General features: G+C 67.1%; 14 protein-coding genes and 1 pseudogene. 9 read left to right on the forward strand and 6 right to left on the reverse strand.

The genetic code is table 11. The annotated features are described in order from the left end of the window. Positions 1-73 precede the first annotated feature (73 nt). Positions 74-874: a pentapeptide repeat-containing protein gene (locus tag MKK84_RS31435; RefSeq protein WP_243926349.1), complete on the forward strand. Its 801-nt coding sequence runs from the start codon at positions 74-76 to the stop codon at positions 872-874. 18 nt (positions 875-892) lie between these two features. On the opposite strand, the gene MKK84_RS31440 is transcribed toward MKK84_RS31435, so the two are convergent. The 5 genes from MKK84_RS31440 to MKK84_RS31460 all read right to left on the reverse strand — a co-directional run bounded on the left by MKK84_RS31440 (position 893) and on the right by MKK84_RS31460 (position 6,620). Further along, on the reverse strand, positions 893-1,756 hold the full coding sequence (locus MKK84_RS31440) for a transglutaminase family protein (RefSeq protein ID WP_243926352.1): 864 nt from the start codon (positions 1,754-1,756) through the stop codon (positions 893-895). Between the two features lie 79 nt (positions 1,757-1,835). After that, entirely contained in the window at positions 1,836-2,837 is a 1,002-nt protein-coding gene (locus MKK84_RS31445) for a sensor histidine kinase (RefSeq protein ID WP_243926354.1), read from the reverse strand. A 136-nt stretch (positions 2,838-2,973) separates the two neighbouring features. Then, positions 2,974-5,091: a PAS domain-containing protein gene (locus MKK84_RS31450; RefSeq protein WP_243926356.1), complete on the reverse strand. Its 2,118-nt coding sequence runs from the start codon at positions 5,089-5,091 to the stop codon at positions 2,974-2,976. Positions 5,092-5,329: 238 nt separating this feature from the next. Next, positions 5,330-6,163: an alpha/beta hydrolase family esterase gene (locus MKK84_RS31455; protein WP_243926357.1), complete on the reverse strand. Its 834-nt coding sequence runs from the start codon at positions 6,161-6,163 to the stop codon at positions 5,330-5,332. A 109-nt stretch (positions 6,164-6,272) separates the two neighbouring features. Beyond that, positions 6,273-6,620 carry a hypothetical protein gene (locus tag MKK84_RS31460; RefSeq protein WP_243926358.1) on the reverse strand — a complete coding sequence of 116 codons (348 nt, stop codon included), beginning with the start codon at positions 6,618-6,620 and terminating at the stop codon, positions 6,273-6,275. 409 nt (positions 6,621-7,029) lie between these two features. On the opposite strand from MKK84_RS31460, the gene MKK84_RS31465 reads away from it, so the two are divergent. The 8 genes from MKK84_RS31465 to MKK84_RS31500 all read left to right on the forward strand — a co-directional run bounded on the left by MKK84_RS31465 (position 7,030) and on the right by MKK84_RS31500 (position 16,823). Beyond that, positions 7,030-8,208 (forward strand): zinc-dependent alcohol dehydrogenase, encoded by a 1,179-nt coding sequence (locus MKK84_RS31465; RefSeq protein WP_243926360.1) that lies wholly within the window; start codon positions 7,030-7,032, stop codon positions 8,206-8,208. A 78-nt stretch (positions 8,209-8,286) separates the two neighbouring features. Beyond that, positions 8,287-8,757, forward strand: coding sequence for a regulator (locus MKK84_RS31470; protein WP_243926362.1), 471 nt, complete (start codon positions 8,287-8,289; stop codon positions 8,755-8,757). Between the two features lie 129 nt (positions 8,758-8,886). Beyond that, positions 8,887-9,561, forward strand: coding sequence for an HAD family hydrolase (locus MKK84_RS31475; protein ID WP_243926364.1), 675 nt, complete (start codon positions 8,887-8,889; stop codon positions 9,559-9,561). Positions 9,562-9,585: 24 nt separating this feature from the next. Continuing rightward, complete coding sequence (locus MKK84_RS31480; RefSeq protein WP_243926366.1) at positions 9,586-9,990, forward strand: acyl-CoA thioesterase; 405 nt, start codon at positions 9,586-9,588, stop codon at positions 9,988-9,990. 311 nt (positions 9,991-10,301) lie between these two features. Next, positions 10,302-11,396 carry a cation:proton antiporter gene (locus MKK84_RS31485; RefSeq protein ID WP_313899383.1) on the forward strand — a complete coding sequence of 365 codons (1,095 nt, stop codon included), beginning with the start codon at positions 10,302-10,304 and terminating at the stop codon, positions 11,394-11,396. Positions 11,397-11,592: 196 nt separating this feature from the next. After that, entirely contained in the window at positions 11,593-14,568 is a 2,976-nt protein-coding gene (locus MKK84_RS31490; RefSeq protein WP_243926368.1) for a response regulator, read from the forward strand. A 118-nt stretch (positions 14,569-14,686) separates the two neighbouring features. Then, positions 14,687-15,565, forward strand: a complete 879-nt coding sequence (locus MKK84_RS31495) for a hypothetical protein (protein WP_243926370.1) — start codon at positions 14,687-14,689, stop codon at positions 15,563-15,565. A gap of 100 nt (positions 15,566-15,665) precedes the next feature. Further along, entirely contained in the window at positions 15,666-16,823 is a 1,158-nt protein-coding gene (locus MKK84_RS31500; RefSeq protein WP_243926372.1) for an IS630 family transposase, read from the forward strand. Here MKK84_RS31500 and MKK84_RS31505 read toward each other — a convergent pair. Then, positions 16,721-16,940: pseudogene (locus MKK84_RS31505) on the reverse strand (IS630 family transposase); the annotation flags it as partial. The gene MKK84_RS31500 and the pseudogene MKK84_RS31505 overlap by 103 nt on opposite strands.

Here is a 16,940-nt window from a genome sequence, read left to right on the forward strand (position 1 = left end):
CTAGGTCCCGTTCGGACATACCGTGAAGACGCGCATGCGTTCTACGGGTAGAGGCGAACCAACGAGAGAAACCATGCGCCGTCTCGTCCCCCTTGTGCTCGCCTCCACGCTTCTGGCAGCCCCAGCCCGCGCCGAGCAGGACCTGCTCCTGGGCGCCGACATGGGCTCGGCGGCGATGACCAAGGCAGAGATGACCCGGGCCGACGTCGAGGCGCTGATCGCCAAAGCCGACGGCAAGCCCATCGACCTGTCTGATAAGGCACTGGCAGGCATCGACCTTTCCGGGCTGAACCTGAGGGGCGCGAACCTGCGCACCGCCCGCCTCAACAAGGCCAACCTGCGCGGTGCCGACCTGACCGGCGCGAACCTGGAGCAGGCATGGTTCATCAAGGCCAACCTCAGCGGGGCCAAGCTCGCCGGCGCCAAAATGTTCGGCATCACCGCCCGCGACGCCAACCTCAGCGGGGCCGACCTGAGCCGAAGCATGCCAATCGGTGACTTCAAGGGTGCCAACATGGCAGGGGCGACGCTGGTCGACCTCAAGGGTGGAGCCGACATCAAGAACCAGTCCATGGGCCTGATGCGGGCCGTATTCGTTTCGGTGAACCTTAGAGGAGCCAACCTGAAGGGGGCGAACCTCGGGCGGTCGCGCCTGGAATATGCCGATCTCACGGACGCCGACCTCACCGACGTGGTGCTGATGGGATCCGACCTGTCCGGCGCCAACCTCACCGGCGCGACGGTAGCCGGTGCGGATTTCAGGAACGTCGACGTCAGCGGCGCGCGTCTGATCGCCCTCAAGGGCCAGGACAGCGCCAAGGATTGGTCGGCGCGCGTGAACGCCGACCGTGCCATCGACCACGTATCGAACTGAAGTCAGCCAAGCCACCCTTCATGCTTGGGTGACGCGAACCTCGACCGCCATACCTAGGAAATCGCTCTGAAGCCCCATGAAGCTGCCGACCACGGGCATCGCCTGCCGGATGTCCCGCGCGACCGCGACCGGGATCAGGTTCGCGCCTCCCATCCTGCGATTGGTCGGATCGAAGGTGATCCAGCCGGCGCCGGGCACGTAGACTTCCCCCCATGCATGGGTCGATCCGGCATCGGCGGAGCCGACGAGGGTCCGGGTCGGATCGTGCAGGTAGCCCGAGACGATCCGGGCTCCCATGCCGAGGCTGCGGGCAGCCTCGACGAACAGGGTCGCTAGATCCCTGCAGGAACCCTGCCCGATGGCGAGGGTCTGGTCCGGCGACTGCGTGCCCTCGTCTTCCCGGGCGATGTAGGCGATGCCGTTGGCGACGCCTGCGTTCAGGTCCTGAAGCAGGGAGAGCGTATCGGTCGGGTTGGACGCCACAAAGCCCTGCGCCCAAGACAGCAGTCGCCCATCGTTCGAGTATTGCTGGACGGCGAGCGCACCAAGATCGGTCCGAGCGTCCTCGGAATAGGGGAACGGGTAACTGATGGCGGAAGCGTCGATGTCGAAAACCGGATAGGCCGCGGCGGAGAGTTCGACCCGGGCGACGCTGTCGATCACCAGGGTGTCCGAAGGTGCGCCGAAGGTGGCGGTCGCGATGGCGTTGCCAAAAACGTCGTAAGCCCAATGCAGGATGCCGGAAGGCGTCAGGTTCACTTCGCTGCCGATGAGGCGCACGTCCCGGCTCTCGCGGGGCCGCAACATCAATCGGTGAGAACCAAGGCTTACGGGCCGCTCATAGCGATACGTGGTCCGATGATGGATCTGCAGGGCGACCATTCGACGTTCCTTCGGTTTGGAAGGGTTTGTCATCGGGACGTTTCGGTCATGACTATCGGGAGGACGATGGCCCGCTGCCTCACCGCACGAGCAGAGCCTTGTTCATCGTCAGGTTCACGACGACCCCGCAATCGTCCCAGGTCCGTTCGACGGATCCGTCGAGCTGCTGCGTGATCGCCCGGTCGAGCAGTCGGCTTCCGTACCCCCCAGGTCCCGTGGGCGGCACGACGGGTGGCCCTCCCCGCTCCGTCCAAACCAGCGCGAGGTTCTCCTGTCGGTCGGTGGCGGAAACGTCCAGCGTGCCGGTCGGGACCGATAGGGCGCCGTACTTGAGCGAGTTGGTCGCAAGCTCGTGCACCACCAGCGCCAGGGTGGTCGCGGCGGCCTCGCCCACGCCCATACGGGGAACCGAGACCCGGATGCGCCCGGTGAACGCGCCCATGTCGTCGTAGGGCTTGAGCAGGATCGCGATCAGGTCGCCCAGGAGCGCCGCCTTGCCCTCGTTGCCCGGTAGCGGGCGGACGAGGTCGTGGGCGCGACCCAAGGCGGTCAGCCGCTGGGTAAGCTCGCGCGCCATGTCGACCGTCGTCGTCGTCGAACGCGAGGTGATGGCGGTGAGGCTCGCAGCGATGGTGAGGAGGTTCTTGACCCGATGGCTCATCTCGCCGGCGAGGAGCTCGTGTCCCTCCTCGGCCTGCTTACGCCCAGTGACGTCGAGGAAGATGCCCGACATGACCCGTGCGACGATGCCCTTGTCGTCACCCTGCCCTCGCGCCGAGATCCATCTTGCGATCTCGCCGTGCAGAATGCGGAAGTCGATCTCGTAGGGTCCGACAATCGCGCGGGTCGCGGCGAAGGCGGCTCGGACGCGGTCCCGGTCGGCCGGGTGGATACGCGAGGACAGATCCTCGAATTTGACGGATGCGCTCTGCGGCAGGCCCCATAGTCCGAACGCGCGTTCATCCATGGCGAAGGCGTCGCTGTCCACGTTCCACGACCATAGGGACACCCCGGCCGCATCCAGGGCGAGCCGCAGTTGCTCCGACGTCCAGAGCGACGGGATCTGAGTTGGTGAAGGCACGGGAACGCTTCCGATGGTCGGATCTCCAAGATAGGTTTTCCGCAATCGGAATGGTGCCGCATTCATGCGCCCGTCGCTACGGCGTTCTCGCATCAACTTCGACAGAAACGGCACCACGGTGCCGGCCGAGCCTTATTCATCGTCTACGCTTCGCCTCCACGGTCCTGCGCAGGAGGCGCGAGAGCTCCTCGACCGAATAGGGCTTGCGCAGCAGATCGAAGCCGTGGGTGCCGTTCTGGGCCAGCACGTGGCTGTAGCCCGAGGTCAGCAGCACGGGCAGGTCAGGGTAGTCGCGGCGGATGCGACGCGCGAGATCGACGCCGTCCATGCCCGGCATCATCACGTCGGTGAAGACCACATCGAATCGAGATGCATCCTTCGCGAGTTCGGCCAGGGCGGCTTCGGCATCCGATGCCAGAACGGGTAAGTACCCGAGTTCGACCAGGCTCTGCGTGGCGAAGCTGCCGATCTCGGCGTTGTCCTCGACCACCAGGACGCAGGTACCCTGGCCATCCAGGAGCGCTTCGGATGCGATCTCGACAATCGGCCGTCCGGCTTCCGCGGCGCGCGGAAGGAACAGCGTGAAGGTGGCGCCTGCGCCCACCCGGCTCTCGACCGTCACCTCGCCGCCGGACTGCTTGGCGAAGCCGAACACCTGGCTCAGGCCGAGGCCGGTGCCCTGGCCGACGCCCTTCGTCGTAAAGAACGGCTCGAAGATCCGGTCGAGCATCTCCGGCGCGATACCGATACCCGTGTCGGTGACCGATACCGCAACGTAGTCTCCCGGGATCGCACCGTGGGAGCGCACGGCGGGCATGGTCTCGACGGCGGCGACAACGACGACGATGCGACCCTCGCCGTCCATCGCGTCGCGGGCATTGACCGCGATGTTGACCAGCGCCGTATCGAACTGGCTCGGATCGACGTTCAGGTACAACGGTTCGTCGGGAAGTCGGATCTCGACCTCGATGCGCGAGCCGGCCAGAGTGGACATCATGCCGCTGATCGCCCGGACGCTGGCACCGGCATCGAACACCTCCGGCTTGAGCGACTGTCGTCGGGCGAAGGCCAGGAGCTGCGCCGTCAGCTTGGCCGCCCGGTCCACGGTGTCGGAGATCGCGCCGACGTAGCGTGCGCGTCGCTCCTCCGGCAGGTTCGGCCTCTTGAGGAGGTCGGTGGACGACTTGATCACCGTGAGCAGGTTGTTGAAGTCGTGCGCCACGCCCCCGGTCAACTGCCCGACCGCCTCCAGCTTCTGCGATTGCCGAAGGGCGTCCTGGGCCATCTCAAGCTCGGCGGTGCGTTCCGCCACCCTGGCTTCCAGCGTCGCGTTCAGGTCGCGTAGGCGTTCCTCGCCGGTCCGCAGCGCCTCCTCGGCCCGCTTGGCGGCGGTCACGTCGCGAGAGACCGACAGCAGCTTCTCCGGCCTCCCGTCGGGGCCGTTGACCGGTGTCACGATGACATCCCACCAACGTGGGCTTCCCTTCAGCGTCGTGGCGAAGCCCTCGAAGCGCGCGATGCCACCGCCACGGGCCGTCGCCACGGCGTCGACCGCCTTCGCGTGCCCGTCACCCATCCAAAAGTCCGGCCAGCACGCGCCGCGGATGGTCTCGAAATCGTCGACCTCCATCACGCACATGCCCTGTTCGGTCATGAATTCGAGGCGCGCGTCGAGGTCGAGCACCTTGATGCAGTCGGCGGAACTCGCCAGCACGCGGCTGCTGAACTCCTCGCTTCTGCGAAGCTCCGCCTCGGTCGCGATAAGCCGATTGATGACCCGCTGCTGATCATGGGCCAGCCGATCCATCGCCTCCGCCTCGCCACGGAGCCGGACGGTCTCGGTGACTTCCTCGACCCGGTGAAGGATGAGGGCGACCTCGCCGTCCGGCCCCAGAACCGGCACGTTGACCGGGCTCCACCACCGCTCCTCGAAGCGACCCTGGGCGTCGCGCACGGCGTAACGTTGCACCGCCATCGTATCGGACGACTTGGTGTCCAGGACGCGTTGGAAGGAGGCTGTCAGGTTTCGAACGCCATCGGCGGCGGGATCGGCCGGATCGTCGGGAAAGAGATCGAAAAGCCGACGTCCGACCTGGTCGGCCTGCGTCGTGCCGGTCGCACGAAGCCTGGCATCGTTCGCCGCGACAATGATCCAGTGCGGAGGGGACACGACCAGAAGTGGTGCCGGGACGGCTTCGAACAGCGACCGGTAATCGAGTGCCTGGACCAAGTCGGCGCCAGGAAGTGTGATCAACGAATCCGTCGGACGGTCGATGTCTCTCATGCGGCGTCTTGGTTCTGGTTTGATGTTGCCCGGTCACCGTCACGGAGACGGAACGCAGAACCCACCGGTTGGAGGACCCTATCCATAAGGCGTTCCAACCGGCGAGAATTCCATCGGTTGCCGGCTCCCTCGACGATTGAGGTTCGGTCTCGCGGGTTTTCCGGCCGGTACCGCTTCCGATCTTGGACCCGGTGTCGTGTGATGGGGTTTAGGCAGCCATCGCATGGGCCATGAAGAACCGAAGCATCTCACGGCTCGCATTGGGGCCCTGGGGATCGGTGTGGGACCCGGAGGGGTGGCCGCCGGCCCAGGCATGGCCGGCACCGTGGAGGACCCATTGCTCCGATGACCAAACGCCGTGGGTCTCCGCCAGCACGGTCCGCGTGAATGCCATCCCGCCGGCGGAACGCCCCTCGGTGGTGGAGCCGGTGAGCTCCGTCCCCGGCCGGGATTGGGCGATGGCTTGGTCACCGTTGATCGGCGCGACAGTGGTGTCGCGGTCCCCATGGAATACGATGGTCGGAACCGGGTGCACCGTCCGCGCCGGTTGGCGCAGGGCGCCCCGACGCATCGTCGAGAAGGCCGCCGCCATCGATCCGGCGGCCCCGCTGGCCAGTCCGGAATGGATGCCGACGGCGGCATAGATGTCCGGGTAGGCTTGGCCCATCACCGCGGCGGCGGCCCCGCCCGAGGAGAGGCCGGCGACGTAGACCCTTGCCGGGTCCACGTCGAAGTCCTCCATGATCCGTCGCGTCAGCCCGGCGAGGATGCACGGCTCGCCCCGCCCACGCTGCTGGTCGCCGTCCCTGAACCAGTTCCAGCTCTTGACCAGGTTGGCCGACCTCGGCTGGTCGGGATAGGCCACGATGACACCCTGCTCCTCGGCCAGCCGGTCCATCCGGGTTCCGATGGCGAAGTCGCGCGCCGTCTGCGAGCAGCCGTGGAGCATCACCACGAGCGGACGGGAACCGCGTCCGGACCCGGCTGGCACGAACAGGTCGTAGGCGCGGCTCCCGGCCCTGTTGCCGTACCGACGTGCCAAGGCGCCAGGCCGGTCGATGGACCGTTCCGCCGACTCCCTCGACGTGGGTCCGGGAAGTTCTGTCATCGGAATGCTTTCGGGGATGGCCCAGTCCGGTGCGGATCGCGAACTACGGCAGGGCGCCGATCATGCCCTTCGCCTCGGTCATCGTATTCTCGCAGGCGCGCTTGTCGCCGCCACGGTCCTCGGCAGACGCCCGGACGATGAGGGCCCGCGCGGCGGCGATGTGGTCGGCGGTCGAGACCGTTTCGGGATCGCTCGGGGAACCGGTGCGGACGGTCGTCAGGCCCCGTGGGGAGCCCGTACGTAGCTCATGGCCGTCCATCAAGCCGGCGACACGAACGGCCCCGGCGCTGTCGAGGCGACGCTCGATGGTGCCGATCTGCTCGGCGCAGGACGATGCGAGGGCGGGAAGCGGTAGGGTCGCAAGAACGGCGGCGGCAACCAAGCGCATCATGGTGTCTCTCCGGGGGGTGGCAGCACCTGCGGATCCGCTCGGCGAGCGAACGACCGGGATGCCGTCCCTCACGCGGTGATGCGAGGGTAGCGTCAGTCCAACCTGGGCCAACGCCGAATGTTGCGCCGCAGCAAGAAACGCGGGGCAGACCCGTGCCGACCGCCGCCATCGTCACAACCAGTCGCTGAGGCCAATCAGCGATAACTCGGCGGGGACATGCTCGCCGCCGGTCCGCTGAACGACGGGCGAGCGACCCAAAAGGCGAGCGGACGGCCTCATCCGCAGAAATTCTTCTTGGCCTTCGTGGGATCAAGCGACCCGTCGGTTGGTTGTCATCATGCTTAGCGCTCGACGGTGGATGGTCTTTCCCACGGTTTTGAGCGCGATATTTTCCAACGGGATCATCGAAATGAAGGCACTTACTTGGCAAGGTCGAGGCAAGATCTCGTGCGACACCGTGCCGGACCCGAAGATCGAGCATGGTCGTGACGCCATCATCAAGGTGACCGCCTGCGCGATCTGCGGCTCGGACCTCCACCTCATGGGTGGCTTCATGCCCTCGATGGAGTGCGGCGACGTCCTCGGGCACGAGACCATGGGCGAGGTCATCGAGGTCGGACGGGACAACCAGAAGCTCAAGGTCGGCGACCGCATCGTGGTGCCCTTCACCATCTGCTGCGGCGAGTGCCGCCAGTGCAAGTGGGGCAACTGGAGCTGCTGCGAGCGCACCAACCCGAACGGCGCGATGCAGGCCAAGGTCTTCGGCTATCCGCTCGCCGGACTGTTCGGCTTCTCGCACCTTACGGGCGGCATCCCCGGCGGCCAGGCCGAGTACCTGCGGGTGCCCTATGCCGACGTCGGCCCCATCGTGGTGCCCGAGGGTCTCACCGATGAGCAGGTGCTGTTCCTCAGCGACATCTTCCCCACCGCCTACCAGGCGGCCGAGCACTGCGACATCGGCCCGGAGGACACCGTGGCGATCTGGGGCTGCGGTCCGGTCGGCGTGCTCGCGGTGAAATGCTGCCTGATGCTTGGCGCCAAGCGCGTCATTTCCATCGACAGCGTTCCCGAGCGCCTCGCGCTGGCTCGGGAAGCGGGCGCCGAGACCATCGACCTGTCCAACGAGAACGTGCAGGACACCCTCATGGAGATGACCCACGGACTCGGTCCGGACTCGGTGATCGAGGCGGTCGGCATGGAGTCCCACGGGGCCGACACGACGCTGCAGAAGGTCTCCTCCGCCATCATGGAGCACACCGTCAGCCTGGAGCGTCCCTTCGCCCTCAATCAGGCCATCCTGGCCTGCCGCCCCGGCGGCAACGTCTCGATGCCAGGCGTCTTCGCGGGCCCCGTCGGTCCCGTCGCCCTCGGCATCCTGATGAACAAGGGCCTGACCCTGAAGACCGGGCAGACCCACATGGTCCGCTACATGAAGCCGCTGATGGAGCGCATCCAGAACGGCGACATCGATCCGTCCTTCATCATCAGCCACCGCTCCACGAACCTGGAGGACGGCCCGGCCCTGTACGAGATGTTCCGGGACAAGAAGGACGCCTGCACGAAGGTGGTGTTCAAGCCGCACGGCTGAACCGAAGACCGCGGGGGCGGTGCACATGCGCCAATCATGCCCGGCCCCGAACGAACGAAACGAGCGGGAGGAGACCGGATGTCGAACTACGTTTTCGACGACAGCAACATCACCTGGCGGACGTTGGATTGGCTGCCGCACATCGCGTTCTTCGTCTACAAGGTCGACGAGGACAACCGCATCGTCGATGTCGTGTTCAAGTTCGCGTCGAACCGGAAGGTGATGCTCCATCGGCACAAGTGTCCCTACGTGACGCTCGTGATGCAGGGAGAGCTCCGGTTCTACCGCGAGGACGGGACCCACAAGGAGACCCGACCTACCGGCAGCTTCGTCTCCGGGCCCGCGAACGGCGAACCGCACATGGAAGGCGGCGGCAACGAGGACGCCATCGTGTTCTTCAGCAACCGCAACGTCGAGGATGCTCTCTACGAGTTCCTCGACGACGCGGGCAATCCGGTCCAGGTCCTCGGCATCGCCGACTTCAAGGCGCAGCTCGCCGAGCAGGTTTCGTCCGGGACCTACGCCAAGGTCGAGGGACGACCCGCCTGATCGATGCCGCCACTGCATCGGCCGGGCCCCGTTTCCGGCCCGCCGGCGGGCGCCATTCGCCTCGCATCGGTGAAGGACGGCAAGCTCCCGGATGTCCCTCGCCGCCCAACACAGACAGGAAAGCGACTGATGCCCACCGCAGTGATCTTCGACGTCGATGGCACCCTGATCGACTCGGTTCCCCAGCACGCCCGTGCCTGGCAGGACGCCTTCCGGGACTTCGGTTACGACATCCCGTTCGAGGATCTGCGCAGGCAGATCGGCAAGGGCGGGGACCTCCTGATGCCGGTGTTCCTGTCGGAGGCGGAGATCGCCGAGAAGGGCGACGCCCTGGAGGAGCACCGTTCGGGGATCCTGAAGGAGCGCTACCTGCCGACCATCAAGGGCCTGCCGCAGGTCCGGTCGCTCGTCGAACGCCTGCTGGCCGACGGCAAGCAACTCGCGCTAGCCTCCTCCGCCAAGGGCGATGAGCTCAAGACCTACAAGACGATCGCCGACATCGACGACCTCATCAACATCGAGACGTCGTCGGACGACGCGGAGGAGAGCAAGCCGAACCCGGACATCTTCCAGGCCGCCCTGAAGCGCCTCGACGGCATCACGGCGCAGGACGCCGTCGTCGTCGGCGATACGCCCTACGATGCCGAGGCCGCCGGCAAGGCCGGCATCCGCACGATTGGGCTGCTCACGGGTGGATGGACGGCCGAGGAGCTCATGCAGGCCGGATGCATCGCGACCTACAAGGACCCGGCCGACCTTCTCGCCCAGTACAACACCTCGCCACTGGTCGGGTCGCGGACCTGATCGCACAAGGGTGGGGTGTCCGACATGACCGATACGTTCCCGAGCGTCACCGATGGCCCGCACCTGCGCACCATCGCCATGCCGCGCGACACGAACGCCGCCGGCGCCATCTTCGGGGGCTGGACGGTGTCGCAGATGGATCTGGCGGGCGGCACCTTCGCCGCACAGCGCACCAAGGGCCGCGTGGCGACCGTCAGCATCGAAGCGATGCGCTTCCTCCGGCCGATTGCGGTCGGTGACGAGGTGAGTTGCTACTGTGCCCTGCAGGAAGAAGGCGAGACGTCGTTGGGCGTCAGGATCGAAGTCTGGGTCCGGGACCGTACCGGGAGCAATCCAGAGAAGGTCACGGAAGGGGTCTTCACCTACGTGGCCCTGGACGAAGAGGGGAAGCCCCGGCAACCGGCCGACGACCGGGCCAGCGAGACCTGAAGGCAGCCGCCGCCCTTACGCGACGGTCTCGTTCGAGAGATGCAGTGTGGCGATAAAGGCCCGCCGCCATCGTCTCGGGCACGTCGTTTCGGTGAACAACGGATTCGGGGACCGATTGAATCGTCATGGAAACCTATGTCGTCGTCGTCGCCGGGTTCGGTGTCCTGGTGCTTCTGACGGCATGGTTGCCGATGGTACTCCGGGCGCTGCCTCTTTCGCTTTCCATCTGCTGCGTCGGCATAGGTGCAGCCTAGTCGACCATCCCGGTCGTCGCGGAACTCACACCCCATCCCGGCTCCCACGCCAAGCTGATTGAGCATGCCACCGAGGCCGTGGTCGTAATCTCGTTGATGGGAGCGGGCCTCAAAATCGACCGCCTGTTCGGTTGGCGAACTTGGTCGGTGACTTGGCGGCTCCTGGGCATTGGCATGCCGCTGACGATCCTCGCCTTGACCGTGCTGGGATCGACCCTGCTTGGGCTTGGTCTCGCGTCGGCACTGCTCCTCGCGTCGTCCCTGGCTCCGACGGATCCGGTCCTGGCATCCGACGTTCAGGTTGGTCATCCCGACGAGGACCATGAGGACGAGCCGCGGTTCGCCCTGACCTCGGAGGCAGGGCTCAACGACGGCCTCGCCTTTCCCTTCGTGAACCTCGCCATTGGCCTCGCCGGTGGCGGTCTTGCCGGAATGTCGTGGTCGCATTGGCTTGCGGTCGACGTGCTCTGGAAGATCGCCGTGGGGGCCGTTTTCGGCGCGGCGGTCGGCCGAGCGTTGGGATGGCTGATGTTTCACCTGCCCAACCTGTCGAAGCTATCCCGCACCGGAGACGGCTTCGTGGCGCTCGGCGTGACCTGCATCGCCTATGGATGCGTCCAGGTTCTCGACGGATACGGTTTCGTCGGCGTGTTCGCGGCGGCCCTTGCGCTGCGTGCATCAAGTCGCGGCCATGAATACCATCGCAAGATGCACGACTACGCCGAGGAGCTCGAACGCCTTCTGATGATGGTGCTGCTCATCGGGTTCGGGGCGGTGCTTGTCAGCGGCGGGCTGCTCCGTGCCCTGACCTGGCCGGCGGTTGCCTTCGGCCTGCTCGCGCTTCTCGTCGCGCGACCCTTGTGTTGTTGGGTCGGACTGCTCGGAAGCGGGCGATCCACCGAGGACCGTGCCGTCGTGAGCTTCTTCGGTATCCGTGGGTTGGGAACGGTCTACTACCTCGCGTTCGCAACCGGTCATGCCGCCTTCGAGGAGACGGATCTCCTTTGGGCCACGGCCGGGCTGACGGTGCTCATCTCGATCCTCCTGCACGGCGTTACCGTCACGCCGGTCCTTCGCGCCCTCGACCGTAGGATGGGACGGGACACGGAGAGCGCGCAGCTGGACCTGACCCTCCCCAAACCGATGGCGTAAGCGATCGGCGAGCGTAGCTCGCCTCTTGCAGGCACCGTCGCCTTCGCGGTCGAGAGGCGGGATTGAAAGCGGTCGGTCATCGAGCCGGCAACCACCGTGACGACACCGTGTTGTTGATGGCACCCAGCGGTCAGCAACGCGCCAATCCGCGGTCTGGCGTCGGCGAGCGCACAAGCCCCCGCCAACGAGCCGCAGCATGACCGATCCGACGACGCCTCCGTCCGAGGTCGCCGATATCCGGCGTCTCGATGCCCTGCGGGACTACGACATCCTCGACACGCCTCCCGAGAAGGGGTTCGATGATATCGTGGAGCTGGCCCGCATGACCTGTGCCGCCCCGGTTGCCCTGGTGAGCCTGGTCACCGGCGACCGCCAATGGTTCAAGGCGAAGGCGGGCTTCGCCCCGTGCGAGACGTCCCTCGACAAGTCGGTGTGCGCGCATGTCCTGGGCGCACCGGACCTGCTGGTCATCCCGGACCTGACGCTGGACCCCCGCACCCGCGAAAACCCCCTCGTCACGGGTGAGCCGTACCTGCGCTTCTACGCAGGGGCCCCGCTTCAGGCTGCGGGCGGCGAGAGGTTGGGTAGCCTGTGCGTGATCGACCTGGCGCCCCGGCCGGAAGGGCTCACCGAGCCTCAGGCGGGGGCTCTGCGGGCGCTCGCCGGGCAGGTGATGACCCAGATGGACCTGCGCCGTTCGGTGGCCGAGCGCGAGCGCATCCTCTCGGGGCAGGCGGCGTTGATCGCGCAGCAGAACGTCCTGATCGCGGCCCAGACCGCGGTCACCCGGGCGGCCGGGGACCGGAACGCGATCCTCGACGCACTCGTCGCAGACGTCATGGAGGCCGTCCCGCAGGCCGAGGGCGGGGTCATCGAGCTGCGCGAGGGGGACGAGCTCATCTACCGTTCGGGACGCGGTTCGCTCGCCGGACACGTCGGGTTGCGACTGCCCCTGGACGGCAGCCTTTCGGGTCATTGCCTGATGACGGGCAAGCCCGTGCTGTGTCCGGACGTGCTTCTCGATCCCCGGGTCAAGCGCGACGTCATCGCTCCCCTCGGGATGCGGTCGGCCATCTACGTCCCGGTCTCGCGGGGACACGCGAACATCGGCGTCCTCAAGCTGCAATCGAGCCGACCGGACGCCTTCTCCGGGCGCGATCTCCGCACCGCGACCCTGTTCGCGGGCACCATCCCGGCCGGGCTGGCGGAGGCGGGGGAAGCGGAGGCGCGGCGCGGCATGCGCGCGAGCGAGGCGACCCTGCGAACGGTGATGGACACGCTGCCTGTCGGGGTGCTGATCGCCGAGGCCCCGTCCGGACACATCGTCGGCCACAACGCCCGCGTCGCCGCAATCCTCGGCCATGACGTGATGCCGACGACCGCTGGTGGGGGACCGGAACGCTGCGTCGGTTTCCACGCAGACGGACGCCGGGTCGGACCCGAGGATTGGCCGCTGCTGAAGCTCGCACGCCACGGAACCGGCGAGGGCGAGATTGAGGTGGATTACCAGCGCGGGGACGGGAGGCGCGCCTGGGTCGGGTTCTCCGGCGCACCGATGCATGATGCCGACGGTGGCCTCGTCGGGAGCGTCGTCGTCTCTGACATCGACGAGCGCAAGCGGGCCGAGCTCCTGCTTGAGGCCGCCAAGCACGCCGCGGAGGAAGCGAACAGGGCCAAGAGCGAGTTCCTCGCCAACATGAGCCACGAGTTGCGCACCCCGCTCTCGGCGGTCATCGGCTACTCCGAGATGCTGCAGGAGGAGATGGAGGATCTCGGTCACGAGAACCTGCTCCCCGACATGCGCAAGATCGAGGCGAACGCGCGCCACCTCCTCGGGCTGATCAACGACGTCCTCGACCTCTCGAAGATCGAGGCCGAACGGATGGAGACCTACGTCGAGGAATTCTCGGTCGAATCCGTCGTGCGCGACGTGGCATCCACCGTCGAGGCCCTGATCGACAAGAAGGGGAATGCGCTGACGCTCGATCTCCGCGACGACCTCGGCGAGGCGCGCACCGACGTCACGAAGCTGCGCCAGTGCCTGATCAACCTCTTGAGCAATGCCGCCAAGTTCACGGAGGGCGGCAGGATCACCCTGTCGGTCGAGCGCACCCTACGCGAAGGAACGGACTGGCTGGACTTCCGGGTGACCGACACCGGCATCGGCATGACCCCGGAGCAGCAGGCGCGGCTGTTCGAACGATTCACCCAGGCCGACGCCTCGACCACCCGGAAGTTCGGGGGCACCGGCCTCGGACTGTCGATCACCCGCGCCTTCGCGACCATGCTCGGCGGCCAGATCTCCGTGGCCAGCCAGGAGGGGAGCGGCACCACCTTCACCGTAACGGTCCCGGCGCGCATCACGGGCACGAACGACGAGGAAACGTCGACGGCAATCGACGAGGTCGCGGACGGGTCCGCCACCCAGGCGTCCGGCCTCGTCCTCGTGGTGGACGACGACCCAGCCACGCGGGACCTCGTGGCCCGCTTCCTGGAGCGAGACGGTTTCCGCGTCGCCGTCGCCCGGGATGGCAAGGAAGGCATCGAGCGGGCCCGAACCCTGAGGCCGCGGGTGATCCTACTCGACGTGACCATGCCGCGGATGGACGGCTGGTCGGTGCTGCGTACGCTTCGGGGCGATGCCGAACTCGGGAACACGCCCATCATCATGGTGACGGTGCTGGACGAGCAGAGCCTCGCCTTCTCCCTGGGCGCGACGGACTACCTGCAGAAGCCAGTGGATTGGGATGAGCTCCATGGGGTGATGGATCGCTTCCGCCCCCAGATCCACGAGGGACCCCTGCTTGTCATCCACGACGACGCCGATACGCGGGAGCGGATGTCGACGCGGTTGTCGCGCGAAGGCTGGCGCGTCACCACGGCCGAGAATGGTCGGATCGGCCTCGCGGCGGTGGCCGCGGAGCGTCCCTCCCTGATCCTGCTCGACCTGATGATGCCCGAGATGGACGGGTTCGCCTTTCTGAATGCGCTGCGGGCCAGGCCGGGATGTGGTTCGATCCCGGTTGTCGTCCTTACCGCCAAGGACGTCGACGGCGACGACCGGCGCCGCTTGGCCGGTCAGGCCGACCGCGTCCTCATGAAGGGACGTGTCGGCCTCGACGACCTGCCCGACCTCCTTCGACCGCTCGTCGCGTCGTCCCCGACGGATTGATGCCTGCGCAAGATCCTGATCGGCTGATCGACACCGGCCGGACCCACGCATCCCGGAATTCGTAGCACGTAGCGGATCGCGTTACGCGGTATGCGTTACCCTCGGAGTCGCGCAGCTCTTGCACGAGGCCCAGGTCGCCCCCGACATGTTCTCCCTCGTCCACGTCATCCTGCCCGTCTCGGAGCTCGCCCCCGCCGAGGCCATCCGCGCCTCGCTCGCGCCCTTCCAGCGCGGCGGCAAGGGCGACGTCCCGGACGACTGGCTGGCCTTCCACGACGAGACCGACGAGGTCCGCGCCCTCCACCGGACCGGGTTCACCTTCACCCGGGAAGCGGGCCGCGGGACCCGGATCGAGGGCGAACCGTACGGGCATCTCGACATCGGGGCGATCAACGCCGAGATGACGCGCCGCGCCCTCGGACGCTGGCAGGTGCGCTTCGCGGACGCCGAGCCTGACCTCGACGCCTTCGTGGACGCCTACGTCCGGGACGTGGAGCGCCACCCGGTGACGGGAGGCTACGGGCGATGGCTCAACCCCCTCGGACGCTGGGATTGGTGGGACCTGGGCGGCCGCTTCGACGGGCGTATCCTCGGCGAACGCCGACGGCCCGGCGAACGCAGGACCTCGTCCGTCTCGTCCGGCCCGAATACCGGTCGCACCATGCTCAGGAACGTCACCGACGCCCTGGCCGAAAGGCTCGGGTCCGAGCCTCCGGAGGACGTCGTCGTGGAGGCCGACGCCAACATCGAGATGGTCTCGCGCCTGGCGGAGGATGCCCAGGCCGGTGTCGCGAGCGCGTTCCCGGGCGCGATCCTGCTCCCGCCCGGTGCCATCGAGGACCGGCTCCGCTGGCTGCGGGCCTGGCCTGAGGTCGATCCGGTGGAGACCTTGGCGTGGCTAGACCTCCCGCACGGGGCGAACTGGGAGTCCATCGTCGTCGCGGCCTACCGGCGCTTCCCGGAGCACTGGGCCGCCGGAGTGGCATATCATCTCTGAGACCGACGATCCGATCCGGACACCTACCCCGGGACGTCCGGCTAGTGCAGTGACGCGGACGGAGGATTCACGCGTAGGATGAGACGTGCGAGTCTGGGCGATGGCTCAGACGGTATGCGTGCTCCTCGATGCGACCGACGCGGCACGGTTGGCTGCGATTGCCAGCGACCGCTGCCGTCCGCTCAAGCACATCCAGCGCGCCAGCATCGTCCTGCTCTCAAGCGAGCGCCTGAGTGTCCAGGACGTCGCCCGGCGGGCAGGCGTCAGCCGCCCGGCCGTGTGGCGCTGGCAGCAGCGCTACGCCGAAGCGGGCGTCGAAGGTCTGCTGCGCGACAAGACACGTCCACCCGGCACGCCGCCCCATTCGACCGAGACGGTGGCTGAGGTCCTGGCGCTGACCTGCTCGGAGCCGCCGGGCGAGGTGACGCACTGGACCGGCCGGGCTGTGGCCCGGGCGGTCGGGATCTCGTTGCGCGCCGTGCAAAGGATCTGGGACGCTCACCGTCTCCAGCCGCATCGTCTGCGCACGTTCAAGCGCTCGCGCGATCCCGCCTTCGCCGCCAAGGTCGAGGATGTCGTCGGCCTCTACATGGACCCGCCCGCCCACGCGGTGGTGCTGTCCATCGATGAGAAGAGCCAGATCCAGGCGCTGGAGCGGACCCGCCCCGACCGTCCGCTCGCCCCCGGCCATCCCGCCGCCCAGACCCACGACTATACCCGTCACGGCACGACGACACTGTTTGCTGCCCTCGATGTCTTGGCGGGTACCGTGCTCGGCCGCTGCATGCAGCGCCACCGGAACAGTGAGTTCGTCCGGTTCCTCAACGCAGTCGAAGCCGCCGTCCCGCCCGGCAAGGCGATCCACGCGATCCTCGACAACGTCGCCACTCACAAGCATCCGAAGGTGCGCGCCTGGCTGGCTCGCCACCCGCGCTGGACCTTCCACTTCACCCCGACTTCGGCCTCGTGGCTCAACGCGGTCGAGGGCTTCTTCTCAGCGCTGACCCGTCGTCGGCTGCGGCGAGGCTCCTTCACCGGCGTCGTCGACCTTCAGGCGGCGATCAAACGCTACATCGCCGAGCACAACCGGCGCGCCAGACCTTTCGTCTGGACCAAACCCGCCACCGAGCCGGCGAAGGCGCCTAGTGCACTGACTCAGACGGATGGTTCAGGGGATCGGCTGACGGCGGCGAGGATGTCGGTGGCGGGTTTGTTCCAGACGAAAGGTCTGGCGCGCCGGTTGTGCTCGGCGACGTAGCGTTTGATCGCCGCTTGAAGGTCGACGACGCCGGTGAAGGAGCCGCGCCGAAGCAGACGACGGGTCAGCGCTGAGTAGAAGCTGTCACCCGCTTTGAGCCACGATGCCGATGGCGGG

The sequence above is a fragment of the Methylobacterium sp. E-065 genome, assembly GCF_022829605.1.
Lineage (GTDB): Bacteria > Pseudomonadota > Alphaproteobacteria > Rhizobiales > Beijerinckiaceae > Methylobacterium.